Genomic DNA, 16,252 nt, shown 5'->3' with positions numbered 1-16,252 from the left:
CTGACCGAGGTCGAACGCGCCTGCTTCCAGTGCCTGCTGCGCAATCCGCGCAAGGAGCTGTTGCGCGAAGAACTCGCGCTGCTGCGCGAGGAATTGATGCTGCCGCGCCAGAGCACCAACCTGCGCGCCCTGAACGTGGCGATCTGCCGCCTGCGGCGCAAGGTGCGCCAGGCCGGCGGCCGCCTGCCGCTGCATACGGTGCATGGCGTGGGCTATGTATTCCTGGGCAACCTGCAAGAGGTTGCCGATGTGTGATCGTGGCAAATGGATTTCCCCCGGATCCGTTTGTTTTTCGCCGCTTCCCATGTTGCGCGCCGTCGTGAAAATCAGTGATTTCCCCAATAACTGAGTTACATTAACGGGCTATTCACGTGTCAGTGGCGGGGCGCAGGATTTTGCTTTGATCGCAATCACGGATTGCGGTCAAATACGGCGGTCGGACACGGCCGCGCAAACCCGCGACCGTCCTTCGGCAACGGGACACGGCGGGCATCGTCGCCGTTACATTGTTGCGGTCGCTTGACGCGGTTAACTTCGCGGGGGTTTCAATGCGGTTTTCGCCTAAACGTGTCTCAGGTCTGGCTTTTTCCGGCGGCGTCCTCGCGCTGTTGTTGGCGGGTTGCGGTGAAAAGCCGCAGATGAATCCCGGCATGCCGCAGGTCAGCGTCATCACGGTGCAGCCGCAGCGCACCCCCATCGTTTCCGAACTGCCCGGCCGCGTCGACGCGGTGCGCGACGCCCAGATCCGCTCGCGGGTCACCGGCATCGTCCAGAAGATCACCTTCGAGCAGGGCGGCGACGTCAAGGAAAACCAGTTGCTGTTCAAGATCGATCCGGCGCCCTACAAGGCCGCCTACGATCAGGCCACCGCGCAGCTCAAGCAGGCGCAGGCCAACCTGTTCAGCGCCAAGCTGCTGGCCGACCGCTACGCGCCGCTGGTCAAGGCCAACGCCGTCAGCAAGCAGGAATACGACAACGCCGTGGCGGCCTACCGCCAGGCCGATGCCACCGTGGCCGCCGCCAAGGCGGCGCAGGACAACGCCTCCATCAACCTCGGCTACACCGATGTCACCTCGCCCATCACGGGCCGCATCGGCAAGCCGCTGGTGACCGAAGGCGCGCTGGTCGAGGCGACCTCGGCCACGCAGATGGCGACCGTGCAGCAGCTCGACCCGATCTACGTGGACTTCACCCAGTCCACCGCGGACCTGGCCGCGCTGCGCCGCGCCTTCGCCAGCGGCAAGCTGCAGCAGGTCGGCAAGGACGCCGCCCGCGCCACGGTGGTGCTGGAAGACGGTTCCGAATACGACAAGCCGGGCAAGCTGCTGTTCACCGGCATCACGGTCGATCCCAGCACCGGCCAGGTCAACCTGCGCGCCGAGGTGCCCAACCCCGACGGCATCCTGTTGCCCGGCATGTACGTGCGCGTGCGGCTGGAGCAGGGCGTGGACGACCAGGCCCTGGTGGTGCCGCAGCAGGCGCTGCAACGCACCGCCGACGGTTCGCAGAGCCTGATGCTGGTCAAGGACAACAAGATCGAACAGTTGCCCGTCACCACCGGCGGCGCCGTCAAGAACAGCTGGATCGTCACCAGCGGCCTGAAGGCCGGCGACGTGGTCGTGGTCGAAGGCTTCCAGAAGATCCGTCCCGGCGCCCCGGTGCAGGCCAGTCCCTGGAACAAGGACAAGGCGGGCGGGGCGCCCGCCGCGGGCGGCCAGCCGCCGGCACAGCCTGGCGCCAAGCCGGCGGATCCCGCGGCGGGCGCTCCCGCGGCTGCCCCCGCGGACCCCGCCAAGCCGGCGCAGCAGGCCCCGGCCGCCGGCCAGAAATCGTAAGCGGCTCGCAGCGCAACGCGCTGCGTTCCTCTTTGGTGAGCATCGCTTTCAGAGTCAGCCCACATGCCGCAATTTTTTATTGATCGACCAATTTTCGCCTGGGTAGTCGCCCTGTTCATCCTGCTGGCGGGGGTGCTGGCCATCCCCAACATGCCGGTATCGCAGTATCCCGACGTGGCGCCCCCGGCCATCACCATCACCGCGACCTATCCCGGCGCGTCGGCCAAGGAAGTGGCCGAATCGGTCACCAGTATCATCGAGGACAAGCTCAACGGCGCCAAGGGCCTGATCTACTACGAGTCGGTCAGCGATTCCTATGGCACCTCGACCATCACCGCCACCTTCGCGCCTGGCCGCGATCCCGACCTGGCGCAGGTGGACGTGCAGAACCGCGTGTCCAACGTGATCGCCCAGCTGCCCTCCGCGGTGCAGCAACAGGGCCTGAAGTACGAGCAGACCAGTACCGGCTTCCTGATGATCGTGACGCTGTCGTCCACCGACGGCTCGCTCGACCAGACGGCGCTGGCCGACTACATCACCCGCAACATCCAGAACCCGGTGTCGCGGGTGTCCGGCGTGGGCCAGTTCCAGCTGTTCGCGGCGCCGCGCGCCATGCGCATCTGGGTCGATCCGGCCAAGCTGGTGGGCTTCAGCCTGAGCATGGCCGAGGTCAACCAGGCCATCGCCGCGCAGAACGTGCTGGTGTCCGGCGGCAGCATCGGCGCGCCGCCCAACCCCGAATCGCAGCGCATCACCGCCACCGTGGTGGCCAACGGCCAGCTCAGCACCGTCGAAGGGTTCGGCAAGATCGTGCTGCGCGCCAACACCGATGGCTCCAAGGTGCTGCTGCGCGACGTCGCCCGCATCGAGGTCGGCGCCGACAACTACCAGTTCGGCGCCCGCCTGAACGGCAAGCCGACGGCGGCCTTCGCCATCGTGCTGTCGCCGGACGCCAACGCGCTGGCCACCGCCCAGGGCGTGCGCCAGCAGATGGATGAGCTGTCCAAGTACTTCCCGGGCAACATCACCTACGCCATCCCCTACGACACCGCGCCCTACGTCAAGGTCTCGATCGAGCAGGTGCTGCACACCCTGGCCGAAGCCATGGTGCTGGTGTTCCTGGTGATGTACCTGTTCCTGCAGAACGTGCGCTACACCCTGATCCCGGCGCTGGTGGTGCCGGTGGCCATGCTGGGCTCGTTCGCGGTGATGCTGGGGCTGGGCTTCTCCATCAACGTGCTGACCATGTTCGCCATGGTGCTGGCCATCGGTATTCTGGTGGACGACGCCATCGTGGTGGTCGAGAACGTCGAGCGGATCATGGCGACCGAAGGCTTGCCGCCCAAGGAAGCGACCAAGAAGGCCATGCCGCAGATCAGCGGCGCCATCATCGGCATCACGCTGGTGCTGGTGACGGTGTTCCTGCCGCTGGCCTTCATGAGCGGGTCGGTGGGCGTGATCTACCGCCAGTTCTCGGTGGCCATGGCCGTGTCGATCTTCTTCTCGGCGCTGCTGGCGCTGACCTTCACGCCGGCGCTGTGCGCGACCATCCTGAAGCCGGTGCCCAAGGGACACCACAACGACAAGAAGGGCTTCTTCGGCTGGTTCAACCGCAAGTTCGACGCCACCACGCACGGCTATCAGAACTGGGTTTCGCGCATCCTGCACAAGGGCGGCCGCATGATGCTGGCGTTCCTGGTGCTGGTGATCCTGCTGGGCTGGCTGTACCTGCGCCTGCCGTCGTCGTTCCTGCCGGAAGAAGACCAGGGCTACGTCATCAGCAACATCGAGCTGCCCACGGGCGCCAGCGCCAACCGCACGGTGGAGGTGATCGAGGAGGTCGAGGCCTATTTCCGCCAGATCCCCGCGGTCGAGAACATCATTACCGTGCAGGGCTTCAGCTTCAACGGCAACGGCCTGAACGCGGCCATCGCCTTCACCACGCTCAAGGACTTCAAGGACCGCAAGGGCAAGGGCGATTCCGCCGGCGCCATCGCGTTCAATGCCTTCCAGAAGCAGTTGATGGGGGTGCACGACGCCATGGTGTTCACGCTGGTGCCGCCCGCGATCTCGTCGCTCGGCAACGCCACCGGTTTCGACCTGCGCCTGCAGGATCGCGGCTCGGCCGGCACCGACGCGCTGGCCGCGGCCACGGGCCAGCTGATGGGCATGGCGATGAAGAGCCCGGTGCTGTCGCAGGTGCGCATCACCGGCCTGTCGGCCGGCGCGCAGCTGACGCTGGATATCGACCGCGACAAGGCCGCCGCGCTGGGGGTGAACTTCGACGAGGCCGCCTCGCTGATTTCCACCGCGGTCGGTTCGGCCTACCTGAGCAAGTTCCCCAACCTGGGCCGGATGCAGAACATCTGGGTGCAGGCGGATGCGCCGTACCGCATGCAGCTGTCCGACGTGCTCAAGCTCAACGCCCGCAACGCGCAGGGCGGCATGGTGCCGCTGTCGACGTTCGTCACCGCCAAGTGGTCGCAAGGCCCGGTGCAGGTGGTGCGCTACAACAGCTACGAATCCATGCGGATCGGCGGCAGCGCCGCGGCCGGCTACACGACCGGCCAGGCCATGGAGGAAATGCAGAAGCTGGTGGGCCAGCTGCCGCAGGGCTTCGGCTACGAGTGGACCGGGCTGTCCTACCAGGAGCGCCAGGCCGGCAACCAGGCCCCGATCCTGATGGGCCTGTCGCTGCTGGTGGTGTTCCTGGTGCTGGCCGCGCTGTATGAAAGCTGGGCCATCCCGATCTCGGTGATGCTGGTGGTGCCGCTGGGCATGCTGGGCGCGGTGGCGCTGGTCAGCGCGCTGGGCATGTCCAACGACGTGTACTTCCAGGTGGGCATGGTGACCGTGATCGGGCTGGCGGCCAAAAACGCCATCCTGATCGTGGAATTCGCCAAGGACCAGTACGCGCGCGGCATGGGTCTCTACGAGGCGGCGGTGGAAGCCGCGCGCCTGCGGTTCCGGCCGATCCTGATGACCTCGCTGGCCTTCATCCTGGGCGTGGTGCCGCTGGCCATGGCCACCGGCGCCGGCGCCGCCAGCCAGCGCGCGGTGGGCCTGGGCGTGTTGGGCGGCATGCTGGCCGCCACGCCGTTCGCGGTGATTTTCGTGCCGACCTTCTTCGTCGTGGTGCTGGGCCTGTTCAAGACCAAGCCGCGCCTGCTGGGCGCCGAGCTGCGCGCCTTCGAGGAAGAGCAGGCGGCCAAGAAGGCGGCCGCGGGGCAGACCCCGCCGGACGCTCCCGCACAACCCAACGGTGGCCAGGAGGGCAAGGAATGAGCGCCCTGATGTTCAAACAGACCGCCTTGTCCGCCTTCGTGGCGGTGGCGTTGGCCGGCTGCTCGCTGGCGCCCGACTACAAGCGTCCCGACGCGCCGGTCTCCGGCAACTGGCCGGACCAGCCCAAGGTGCAGTACGGCGCGTATGCCAATCCGATGACGCTGGGCACGCAGCCCGCGTCCGCGGTGGCGCCGCAGGCGGCCACGGCCGCCGCCGACCTGGGCTGGCGCGAGTTCTTCCACGATCCGCGCCTGCAGCGCCTGATCGAACTGGCGCTGGTCAACAACCGCGATCTGCGCGTGGCGGTGCAGCGCGTCGAAGAGGCGCGCGCCCAGTACGGAGTGCAGCGCGGCGCGCAGTGGCCGAGCATCGGCGCCGGCATCCAGGGCCAGCGCCAGCACCTGCCGCGCAACATGCGCCCGGGCGGTCCCGATTCGACCTCGATCAGCAGCTCGTACCAGGCCGGTCTGGGCCTGACCACGTTCGAGATCGACCTGTTCGGCCGGCTGCGCAGCCTGTCGGAAGCGGCATACCAGCAGTACCTGTCGACCGAGCAGGCGCAGAAGAGCACGCACATCACGCTGATCGGGTCGGTGGCCGAGTCGTATTTCAACCTGCGCGCGGCCGAGGTCCAGCTGGAACTGACGCAGCGCACGCTGTCCTCGCGCCAGGAATCCTACAACCTGGTCAAGCGCCGCTTCGACGGCGGCGTGGCGTCCGAGCTCGACCTGAACCAGTCCAAGTCGCTGCTGGACACGGCCTCGGCCGACCTGGCGCAACTGGCCCGCGCCCGTGCGCAGGCGATCAACGCGCTGGTGGTGCTGCTGGGCACGCCGCTGCCCGATGACCTGCCGGCACCGGCGCCGTTCGGCCGCGACCAGCTGCTGGCGAGCGTGCCGGCCGGCCTGCCGTCCGACCTGCTGGAACGCCGTCCGGACATCCTGGCCGCCGAGAACAACCTGAAGTCGGCCAATGCCAACATCGGCGCGGCGCGCGCGGCGTTCTTCCCGACCATCTCGCTGACCGGCCTGCTGGGCGTGTCGAGCCCGTCGCTGGATACGCTGTTCAAGGGCGGGCAGGGGTACTGGAGCTTCTCGCCGTCGATCACCACGCCGCTGTTCGCGGGCGGCAGCATCCGCGAAGGCCTGAATCTCGCCAAGGCGCGCGACAATATCGCGGTGGCGCAGTACGAGCAGACCATCCAGCAGGCGTTCCGCGAAGTCTCGGACGCGCTGGCGGGCGAGGCCACCTATGGCGCGCAGCTGGACGCCCAGCGCGCGCTGCAGGATTCGTCGGCGCGCACCCTGGAACTGTCGAATCTGCGGTATACCAATGGTGTCGACAGCTACCTGCAGGTGCAGACCGCGCAAGTGGACTTTTTCAATGCCCAGCTGGCGCTGGTGCAAACCGGCCTGGCCGCGCTGATCAACCGTGTGGAACTCTACAAGGCGTTGGGCGGCGGCTGGGAAGAAACAATGAAAGTGCAATGATAGAACTTGGTGTAAACATCGATCACGTCGCGACCCTGCGGCAGCAGCGTCACACGACCTATCCCGACCCGGTGGCGGCGGCGCTGCGCGCCGAGGACGCCGGCGCCGACCTGATCACGCTGCATCTGCGCGAAGACCGCCGCCACATCCAGGACGCCGACGTCTACGCGATCCGGCCGCAGCTGCGCACGCGCATGAACCTGGAATGCGCGGTCACGCCCGAGATGCTGGAGATCGCCTGCGCGGTCAAGCCCAATGACGTCTGCCTGGTGCCGGAAAAGCGCACCGAGCTGACCACCGAGGGCGGACTGGAAGTGGCGGGCGCCATGTCGGCGGTGTCGGACGCCGTTGGCCTGCTGGCCGAGGCCGGCATCCGCGTGTCGCTCTTCATCGATCCGGACCCCGCGCAGATCGAAGCCGCCGCCCGCGCGGGCGCGCCGGTCATCGAGCTGCACACCGGCGCCTACGCCGAAGCCGAGGGCGAAGCCGCCCTGGCCGAGCTGGAGCGCATCCGCGTGGCGGTGGCCGAAGGGCTGCGCCATGGCCTGCGCGTCAACGCCGGCCATGGCCTGCACTACGGCAACGTCAAGCCGGTGGCGGCGCTGGACGGCATTTCCGAGCTCAACATCGGCCACGCCATCGTGGCGCAGGCGGTGTTCGACGGCTGGGAAAAGGCGGTGCGCGACATGAAGGCGCTGATGGTGCAGGCCCGCCTGGAAGCGCTGCGCGGCCGTTGAGCCCGGGCCCGATCCCTTCCCACGGCGCCGCAGCGATGTCCCAGCCCGAAGCCCCTCCCGCCGTCCCCGCGCCGGCCGCCATCGGCGGCATCGGCATGGACCTGCTGCGCATCGACCGCATCGAGCGCGCCCTGGCGCGCCACGGCGACCGTTTCGCCGAGAAGATCCTGGGACCCGAGGAACTGGCCAAGTTCCACGCCCGCCGCGCCCGCGACCCGGTGCGCGGCGTGCGCTTCCTGGCGACGCGCTTTGCCGCCAAGGAAGCCTTCTCCAAGGCGGTGGGGCTGGGCATGCGCATGCCCATGACCTGGCGCCGGGTGCAGACCCTGAACGCGCCCGGCGGCCGGCCGGTGCTGGTGATCGCGCCCGAACTGCTGGAATGGTACGTGCAGCGCTTCGGCGCCGCGCACGTTTCCATCACCGATGAATCCGACATGGCCGCCGCCTATGTGGTGGTCGAACGCAAGCCCTGAGCCCGCGGGCCGGCCTGCAAGACACAGACAGAAGGACACGCCGATGGCCAAGAAGAAATCCCGGGCGCTGCCGCCCGGTCCCGTGATGGTCGATGTGGCCGGCACCGTGCTGACCAAGGAAGAAAAGAAGCGCCTGCGCCACCCGCTGGTGGGCGGCGTGATCCTGTTCGCGCGCAATTTCGAGAACCGCCGCCAGCTGACCGAGCTGACCCGCCAGATCCACAAAGCGCGCAAGGAGCGCCTGCTGATCCTGGTCGACCACGAGGGCGGCCGGGTGCAGCGCTTCCGCGAGGACGGCTTCACGCCGCTGCCGGCGATGCGCGACCTGGGCGTGCTGTGGGACCGCGATCCGCTGACCGCCATGCGCCTGGCGACCGAGGCCGGCTACGTGCTGGCCGCCGAACTGCGCGCCTGCGGCGTGGACATGAGCTTCACGCCGGTGCTGGACCTGGACTACGGCGTCAGCAAGGTGATCGGCAACCGCGCCTTCCACCATGACGCGCGGGTGGTGACGATGCTGTCGCGCGCGCTGATCCAGGGCCTGGCGCTGGCCGGCATGTCGGCCTGCGGCAAGCATTTCCCGGGGCACGGTTTCGTCGGCGCGGATTCGCACCACGAGATCCCGGTCGATCCGCGCCCGCTCGAACGCATCCTGAAGGACGACGCCGCGCCCTACGCCTGGCTGGGCGACGCGGTGCTGCCGTCGGTGATGCCGGCGCACGTGATCTACCCCAAGGTCGACAAGCATCCGGCCGGCTTCTCCAGGCGCTGGGTGCAGGACATCCTGCGCACCCGCCTGGGCTACGATGGCGTGGTGTTCTCGGATGACCTGACCATGGAAGGCGCGTCCGTCGCCGGCGACATCCTGGCGCGCGCCCAGGCCGCGCTCGGCGCCGGCTGCGACATGGTGCTGGTGTGCAACCGGCCCGACCTGGCCGACGAGTTGCTGGCGCGGCTCGAGTTCGACCATGCGCCCGAGTCCGTGGCCCGCATCCGCCGGTTGATGCCGCGTTTCGACGCGCTCGACTGGGACTCCCTGCAGGCCGAAAGCCGTTACCAGAATGCCCGACGACTTCAATCTCAAATCGTTCCTGGCTGACCTGCCGCATCTTCCGGGTGTCTACCGGCACCTGGATGCGGCCGGCGAGGTCATGTATGTCGGCAAGGCGCGCGACCTGAAAAAGCGCGTCTCGTCGTATTTCCAGAAGAACCTGGCCAGCCCGCGCATCGCCCAGATGGTGGCGAAGGTGGCGCGGCTGGAGGTCACGGTGACGCGCTCCGAAGCCGAAGCGCTGATCCTGGAAAACAACCTCATCAAGAGCCTGAAGCCGCGGTACAACATCCTGTTCCGCGACGACAAGTCCTACCCGTACCTGCTGATCACTGGCCACGACTGGCCGCGCATCGCCTATTACCGCGGCGCCACCAACAAGCGCGGCCAGTATTTCGGCCCGTTCCCGAACGCCTGGGCGGTGCGCGAGACCATCCAGATCCTGCAGAAGGTGTTCCGCCTGCGGACCTGTGAGGACACCGTCTTCGCCAACCGCTCGCGGCCCTGTCTGCTGCACCAGATCGGGCGCTGCTCGGCGCCCTGTGTCGGCGCCATCGCGGCGCAGGACTACGCCTCGGACGTGCAGCGCGCGGTGCGCTTTTTGAACGGCGAGGCCAAGGACGTGATGGGCGAGATCGAGGCCCGCATGCTGGAGGCCGCCGAGGCGTTGCGCTTCGAGGAAGCCGCCGCGCTGCGCGACCAGATGGGCTCGCTGGCGCGGGTGCTGCATCAGCAGACCATGGAAAACGTCAGCGGCGAGGACACCGATATCGTCGCGGTCGCCATCGCCGGCGGCAAGGTCTGCGTCAACCTCGCCATGGTGCGGGGCGGACGCCACCTGGGCGACAAGCCGTTCTTCCCGACCCATGCCGAGGGCGAGGCCGCGCCGCAGGTGCTGGAAGCCTTCGTGGCGCAGCACTACACCGACAACGCGCTGCCGCCGGTGCTGGTCTGTTCGCACGCGCTGCCCGACGCCGGCCTGATCGACCTGCTGGTGGAGCAGGCTGGCGGCCGTCCGTCGCGCGTGCTGACCCGGCCGCAGGGCGCCCGCCGCGCCTGGCTGGAGCAGGCGGTCAAGAACGCCGAGATGGCGCTGGCCCGCGCCCTGACTGAATCCGGCGCCCGCGCCGCCCGCACCCTGGCGCTGGCCGAGACGCTGGACCTGGATACCGACGAGGCGGCGCTGGACGCGCTGCGCATCGAGTGCTTCGACATCAGCCATACCGCCGGCGAGGCCACCCAGGCCTCCTGCGTGGTGTTCGAGCACCACGACATGCAGCCGTCGCTGTACCGCCGTTACAACATTGCCGGCATCACGCCGGGCGACGACTACGCCGCCATGCGCCAGGTGCTGACGCGGCGCTTCGCCAAGGTGGCCGACGGCGAGGCCCAGATGCCCGGGCTGGTGCTGATCGACGGCGGCAAGGGCCAGGTCGAGGTGGCGCGCCAGGTGTTCGCCGAGCTGGGCCTGGACATCCAGGCGCTGGTGGGCGTGGCCAAGGGCGAAGGGCGCAAGGTCGGCCTGGAAACCCTGGTATTCGCCGACGGCCGCCCGCCGGTGGCGCTGGGCGGCGAATCGGCCGCGCTGATGCTGATCGCCCAGGTGCGCGACGAGGCCCACCGTTTCGCCATCACCGGCATGCGGGCGCGCCGCGCCAAGACCCGCAACGTGTCGCGGCTGGAGGAGATCGAAGGGGTCGGGGCGCGCCGGCGGCAGCGCCTGCTGGCCCGTTTCGGCGGTTTTTCGGGGGTGGCGTCGGCCAGTATCGAGGATCTGGCGTCGGTGGACGGGATTTCCGAGGACCTGGCCGAACGGATCTATGAGGCGCTGCGCGGATAAGGCCCGGAACGCCCGTTTCACGGCCGTCCGGCGGCCGCGAGACAGCCAGTGCAACCCGGCTGATGTAGCATACGGACACTATGCCAATTAACGTACCCATAATTCTGACGTGGCTGCGGATAGCCATGATTCCGCTGGTGGTAGGGCTGTTCTACCTGCCTGAAAGCTGGTTGTCCGTGCCGGTGCGCGATACCTTCGCCGCCTGGGCGTTCATCATCGCCGCGCTGACCGACTGGTTCGATGGCTGGCTGGCGCGCCGCTGGAACCAGACGTCGGCGTTCGGGGCGTTCCTGGATCCGGTGGCGGACAAGCTGATGGTTTGCGCCGCGCTGATCATGCTGCTGGACCTGAGCCGCGTCGATGCCTTCATTTCGCTCATCATCATCGGCCGCGAAATCACCATTTCGGCGCTGCGCGAGTGGATGGCCAAGATCGGCGCCAGCGCCAGCGTGGCGGCGCACCGGCTGGGCAAGTTCAAGACCGCCGCGCAGATGGTGGCGATTCCGTGCCTGCTGTACAACCAGCCGATCCACGGCATTTCCACCAAGATGCTGGGCGACGTGCTGATCATCGTGGCCGCGGTGCTGACGGTCTGGTCGATGCTGTATTACCTGCAGCGCGCCTGGCCCGCGATCCGCGAGAAAGCGCAGTAAACCACGGCGGCCCGGCTCGCGCCCGGGGCCGTCGGGACAGACCAAGAGCGATGCCGGCGGGGCGAAGACCGCGACCGGCCCGGCCATGCGCCGCATTCGCCACAGGGACAACGCCGGCCAGGCCGGACGTTGCTGGAGACAACCCGCGAGCCGCCCCGGGGCGGCCGCCTTTCGCCGCTGCCCGCGGCCTTGCGCAATGACTACCGCTGCATCCAACCTGGCCTCGGACGCCGCCGTCCGCCGCCGCGACTGGCAGATCATCCTGCTGATCGGCGTGGCCCACGCCTCGTCGCACTTCTTCCAACTGGTCCTGCCGTCGCTGTACGTGTCGCTCGGCAACGAGTTCGGGCTGGATTTCGCCCGTCTCGGCCTGCTGGTGTCGACCTTCTACGTGGTCTCGGGCATCGGCCAGGCCTCGTCCGGCTTCGTGGTGGACCGCATCGGCGCGCGGCCGGTGCTGTGGTTCGGCCTGTCGTGCTTCGTGCTGTCGGGCCTGCTGATCGGCTCGGCCACCGGCTACACCATGCTGATGGCGGCCGCCGTGGTCGGCGGCATCGGCAATTCGGTATTCCACCCGGCCGACTATTCCATCATCAACCACCGCATCACGGCGCCGCGCCTGGGCCACGCTTTTTCCGCCCACGGCCTGACCGGCAACCTGGGCTGGGCCCTCACGCCCGTGTTCATGACCTCGATCACGCTGCTGGCCAACTGGCGCGTGGCGGCCTACAGCGCCGCCGCGCTGGTGGCCTTCGTGCTGCTGCTGACCGTGCTGGGCCGCCACCTGCTGGGCGGCGCGGAGCCGGCCCAGGCGGACGACGCCAAGGCTGGCGCGCGCGCCGTGCCCAAGCCGCAGGAGGGCGTGCTGACGACCCTGGCCACGCTGCTGTCCAAGCCGGCGCTGTGGGGCGCGTTCCTGTTTTTCGCCTGCACCTCGATCGCGCTGTCGTCGGTGCAGAACTACACCATTCCGCTGCTGGGCCAGCTGTACGACCTGTCCAAGGTGGCGGCCAGCTCGGCGCTGTCCGGCTACATGGTGGCGTCGGCGGTGGGCATGGCGGCCGGCGGCTTCCTGGTGTCGGCCAATCCGCGCACCGAACGCACGGTGATGGTGGCGCTGATCCTGGCCGGCCTGACGCTGGTGGTGCTGGCGCTGGGCCTGGTGCCGGCGCTGTTCGCCGCGCCGGTGGTGGCGCTGGCCGGTTTCTGCTCGGGCGTGGCCGCGCCCTCGCGCGACATGCTGATCCGGCGGGTGACGCCGAAGGGCTCGACCGGCTCGGTCTATGGCCTGGTGTATTCCGGCATGGACGTCGGCTCGGCGCTGGGGCCGCTGGCCTTCGGCCTGCTGCTGGACGCCGGCCTGCGCCAGGGCCCGTGGATCGGCGCGGGCGTGGCGTTCACCGCCGCCGCGCTGCTGGCGCAGTGGATCGCGGTGCAGGCGCGCCGGGCGGATCCCGCCGCCGCGGTGCCGGCGCGTTCCTGACGCCGAGCGTCGTCGCATCAAGCAGAACGCCGCCCTCGGGCGGCGTTTTTTCTTGGGCGCGGCGGATCCGCCATCGCCCGGAAAGGGGCGCTGGTCGCGGCCGGATCAGCCGCGCGCCTCGATATGGGCGGCGATCGCGCGGCCGATGTCCTCGGTGCGGGCCTGGCCGCCCAGGTCGGGCGTGCGCGGGCCGTCCTTCAGGCAGTGCTCGATGGCCGCCAGGATGGCGTCGTGCGCGTCCTGGCTGCCCAGGAACTGCAGCATCAGCGCGCCCGACCAGATCATGGCGATGGGGTTGGCGATGCCCTTGCCGTAGATGTCCGGGGCCGAGCCGTGCACCGGCTCGAACAGCGAGGGGAAGGCGCGTTCCGGGTTCAGGTTGGCCGACGGCGCGATGCCGATGGTGCCGGTGCAGGCCGGACCCAGGTCCGACAGGATGTCGCCGAACAGATTGGACGCCACCACCACGTCGAAGCGCTGCGGCTGCAGCACGAAGCGCGCGGCCAGGATGTCGATGTGCTGCTTGTCGGTCTTGACGTCCGGATACTGCTGGCCGACGGCGTCGGCGCGCTCGTCCCACCACGGCATGCTGATGGCGATGCCGTTGCTCTTGGTGGCGATGGTGAGCTGCTTGCGCTGGCGGCGGTTGGCCAGCTCGAAGGCGTAGCGCATGACGCGGTCGGTGCCGTGGCGGGTGAAGACCGATTCCTGGATCACGATCTCGCGCTCGGTGCCGGAGAACAGGCGGCCGCCCAGGTTGGTGTATTCGCCCTCGGTGTTCTCGCGCACGATGAAGAAGTCGATGTCGCCCGGGCGCTGGCCGGCCAGCGGGCAGGGCACGCCCTCGAACAATCGGACCGGACGCAGGTTGATGTACTGGTCGAATTCGCGGCGGAATTTCAGCAGCGAGCCCCACAGCGAGACGTGGTCCGGCACCGTGGCGGGCCAGCCGACCGCGCCGAAGAAGATGGCGTCGTAGCCCTGCAACTGTTCCTTCCAGTCCGCCGGCATCATCTCGCCGTGCTGCGCGTAGTACTCGCAGTTGGCCCAGGGGAAGGTGTCGATCTGCAGCGTCAGGCCGAAGCGGCGGGCGGCGGCCTCGACGGCGCGCAGGCCTTCGGGCAGGACTTCATTGCCGATGCCGTCGCCGGCGATGGCTGCGATTTTGTGGACGTGGGACATGGAGAGGGACCTGAAAAGGGAAGGGGAAAGGGCGTCCCGCGCCGCGCCATCGGGCGCGTTGCGGTGGATGGCAGCCATGGTAGGCGTGCCTACAGTCCATCTACAATGACCCGTCGCGTGAAATGAATATGCACGAATCATGAATAATGACCTGCTGCCCGCCGACCTGCGCGTCTTCAACGCGGTGGTGCGCGCCTCCAGCTTTTCCCGGGCCGCCGAAGACCTGGGCATGTCGGCCGCCTACGTCACCAAGCGCATCCGGCTGCTCGAAGCCAGCCTTGGCACGCCGCTGTTCCACCGCACCACGCGCCGCGTGGTGGTGAGCGAGGCGGGCGAGCGCGTCTACCACTGGGCCCAGCGCATCCTCGACGATGTCGATCACCTGGTCGAGGAGGTCGGCGTCACGCGCCGCGAGCCGCGCGGGCTGCTGCGCATCTGCAGCAGTTTCGGCTTCGGGCGGCGGGTGGTGGCGCCCGCGCTGTCGGCGTTCGTGTCGCGCCATCCCGCGGTGCAGGTGCGCTTCGAGGTGTTCGACCGGCTGGTCGACGTGGCGGCCGAGGGCTATGACCTGGACGTGCGGGTCGGCGACGACATCGCGCCGCACGTGATCGCGCGCAAGCTCGCGGCCAATCACCGGTTGCTGTGCGCGGCGCCGTCGTACCTGGCCGAGCGCGGCGCGCCGCGCAAGCTGGACGATCTGGCGGCGCACGATTGCCTGGTGATCAAGGAGCGCGACCATCCCTTCGGCGTCTGGCGCATGCGGCGCGGCGAGCGCGAGCACACCGTCAAGGTGCGCGGGCCGCTGTCGGCCAACAATGGCGAGATGGTGGTGCAGTGGGCGGTGGACGGGCGCGGCATCATCCTGCGGTCGGCCTGGGACGTGGGCCCGCTGATCGCCGCCGGCAAGCTGGTGCCGGTGCTGCCGCAGTACCGCCAGGAGGCCAACATCTGGGCGGTGTACCCGGCGCGGCTGAACGCCTCGGCCAAGGTGCGGGTGTGCGTGGATTTCCTGGAGGCGCATCTGCGCCAGCTGGATGCTGGCGTCTGACAATTGAACCCCGCGCCGGACACCGCGCGGCGACAGGCCGGCCTGCCCGGTTTGCGTCAGGTCAAGCCTCCATGGCGGGGCGCGGCAGGGCGCCGGCGCGCTTGACGCATCGCAAGCCGCCTGGCGGCCCGCTCCGCTGTAATGACCTTGAGAACGACAAGGTTATTCAACAGGAGAAAGCCATGAGAAAGAAGCACGCGATGCTCGCGGCGGGTGTCGTCATTGCGCTGTGGGCGGGCCAGGCGTCGGGCGCGCCGCGGCAGGAACCGATCCAGCCGATCGAGGCGGCGGTGATCAAGGACCCGGCCAAGGTGGAGCTGGGCAAGAAGCTGTTCTTCGACCCGCGCCTGTCGCGCTCCGGCGCGATCTCCTGTAATTCCTGCCACAACCTGGGCATGGGCGGCTCCGACAACCTGAAGGCGTCGATCGGCCACAAGTGGCAGCAGGGTTCGATCAATTCGCCGACGGTGCTCAATTCCAGCCTGAACATCGCCCAGTTCTGGGACGGCCGCGCCAAGGACCTGCGCGAGCAGGCCGGCGGCCCGATCGCCAATCCGATGGAAATGGCCTCCACCCATGAACTGGCGGTGCAGGTGCTCAATTCCATTCCGGGCTACCGCGCCGAATTCAAGCAGGTGTTCGGCAAGGACGACATCACCATCGACGAGGTGACCGGCGCGCTGGCCGCCTTCGAGGAAACGCTGGTGACGCCGAACTCGCGCTTTGACCAGTGGCTCAAGGGCGACGACAAGGCGCTGACGGTGAAGGAGCTGGCCGGCTACACGCTGTTCAAGAACAGCGGCTGCGTGGCGTGCCACAACGGCGTGGCGGTGGGCGGCAACTCGTTCCAGAAGATGGGGCTGGTGGCGCCGTACCAGACCGACAACAAGGCCGAGGGCCGCGCCGCCGTCACCGGCAAGGATGCCGACCGCTTCAACTTCAAGGTGCCGACGCTGCGCAACGTGGCGCTGACCTATCCGTACTTCCATGACGGCGAGGCCGCCACGCTGACGCAGGCGGTGGACGTGATGGGCCGGTTGCAGCTGGGCCGCACCTTCACGCCGGACGAGAACGCGCAGATCGTGGCGTTCCTGAAGACGCTGGCGGGCGACCAGCCGGCGATCCAGTATCCGCTGCTGCCGCCATCGGCGGACGATACGCCGCGGCCGGCGCCG

General features: G+C 68.6%; 13 protein-coding genes. 12 read left to right on the top strand and 1 reads right to left on the bottom strand.

What is annotated here, in order from left to right:
- From AOZ49_RS21770 to AOZ49_RS21725, 10 genes are all read left to right on the top strand, one after another.
- The coding region (locus AOZ49_RS21770) for a helix-turn-helix domain-containing protein (RefSeq protein ID WP_197286764.1) at positions 1-255 on the top strand (255 nt) is incomplete at its 5' end.
- A gap of 293 nt (positions 256-548) precedes the next feature.
- A complete protein-coding gene (locus tag AOZ49_RS21765) occupies positions 549-1,835 on the top strand; it encodes an efflux RND transporter periplasmic adaptor subunit (protein WP_054477723.1) in 1,287 nt (428 codons plus the stop codon).
- A 63-nt stretch (positions 1,836-1,898) separates the two neighbouring features.
- Positions 1,899-5,120 (top strand): efflux RND transporter permease subunit, encoded by a 3,222-nt coding sequence (locus AOZ49_RS21760; RefSeq protein ID WP_054431657.1) that lies wholly within the window; start codon positions 1,899-1,901, stop codon positions 5,118-5,120.
- Positions 5,117-6,610 (top strand): efflux transporter outer membrane subunit, encoded by a 1,494-nt coding sequence (locus tag AOZ49_RS21755; protein WP_054477721.1) that lies wholly within the window; start codon positions 5,117-5,119, stop codon positions 6,608-6,610. The genes AOZ49_RS21760 and AOZ49_RS21755 overlap by 4 nt, the downstream gene beginning before the upstream one ends.
- Positions 6,607-7,347 carry a pyridoxine 5'-phosphate synthase gene (locus tag AOZ49_RS21750; protein ID WP_054431655.1) on the top strand — a complete coding sequence of 247 codons (741 nt, stop codon included), beginning with the start codon at positions 6,607-6,609 and terminating at the stop codon, positions 7,345-7,347. The genes AOZ49_RS21755 and AOZ49_RS21750 overlap by 4 nt, the downstream gene beginning before the upstream one ends.
- A gap of 35 nt (positions 7,348-7,382) precedes the next feature.
- Entirely contained in the window at positions 7,383-7,820 is a 438-nt protein-coding gene (gene acpS, locus AOZ49_RS21745) for a holo-ACP synthase (RefSeq protein WP_054431654.1), read from the top strand.
- A 43-nt stretch (positions 7,821-7,863) separates the two neighbouring features.
- The gene (gene nagZ / locus AOZ49_RS21740) at positions 7,864-8,919 is read left to right on the top strand and encodes a beta-N-acetylhexosaminidase (protein WP_054431653.1); all 1,056 of its coding nucleotides are present in this window, start codon (positions 7,864-7,866) and stop codon (positions 8,917-8,919) included.
- A complete protein-coding gene (gene uvrC / locus AOZ49_RS21735) occupies positions 8,882-10,711 on the top strand; it encodes an excinuclease ABC subunit UvrC (RefSeq protein WP_006390552.1) in 1,830 nt (609 codons plus the stop codon). The genes nagZ and uvrC overlap by 38 nt, the downstream gene beginning before the upstream one ends.
- An 80-nt stretch (positions 10,712-10,791) precedes the next feature.
- On the top strand, positions 10,792-11,364 hold the full coding sequence (pgsA, locus tag AOZ49_RS21730; RefSeq protein WP_054477719.1) for a CDP-diacylglycerol--glycerol-3-phosphate 3-phosphatidyltransferase: 573 nt from the start codon (positions 10,792-10,794) through the stop codon (positions 11,362-11,364).
- A gap of 196 nt (positions 11,365-11,560) precedes the next feature.
- On the top strand, positions 11,561-12,847 hold the full coding sequence (locus AOZ49_RS21725; protein ID WP_054431652.1) for an MFS transporter: 1,287 nt from the start codon (positions 11,561-11,563) through the stop codon (positions 12,845-12,847).
- Positions 12,848-12,952: 105 nt separating this feature from the next.
- On the opposite strand, the gene AOZ49_RS21720 is transcribed toward AOZ49_RS21725, so the two are convergent.
- The gene (locus AOZ49_RS21720; protein ID WP_054477717.1) at positions 12,953-14,029 is read right to left on the bottom strand and encodes a tartrate dehydrogenase; all 1,077 of its coding nucleotides are present in this window, start codon (positions 14,027-14,029) and stop codon (positions 12,953-12,955) included.
- A gap of 139 nt (positions 14,030-14,168) precedes the next feature.
- Between AOZ49_RS21720 and AOZ49_RS21715 the strand changes: the two genes are divergently transcribed.
- Both AOZ49_RS21715 and AOZ49_RS21710 read left to right on the top strand, forming a co-directional pair.
- A complete protein-coding gene (locus AOZ49_RS21715) occupies positions 14,169-15,077 on the top strand; it encodes a LysR substrate-binding domain-containing protein (RefSeq protein WP_054431650.1) in 909 nt (302 codons plus the stop codon).
- 182 nt (positions 15,078-15,259) lie between these two features.
- Positions 15,260-16,252, top strand: a 993-nt coding sequence (locus AOZ49_RS21710) for a cytochrome-c peroxidase (protein WP_054477783.1), incomplete at its 3' end; no start/stop codon positions are given.

This window comes from Achromobacter sp. 2789STDY5608615 (assembly GCF_001298995.1).
Classification (GTDB): Bacteria; Pseudomonadota; Gammaproteobacteria; order Burkholderiales; family Burkholderiaceae_B; genus Achromobacter; species Achromobacter insuavis.
The sequence above is the reverse complement of the archived record's forward strand: the minus strand, read 5'-3'. Positions and strand labels throughout refer to the sequence as shown.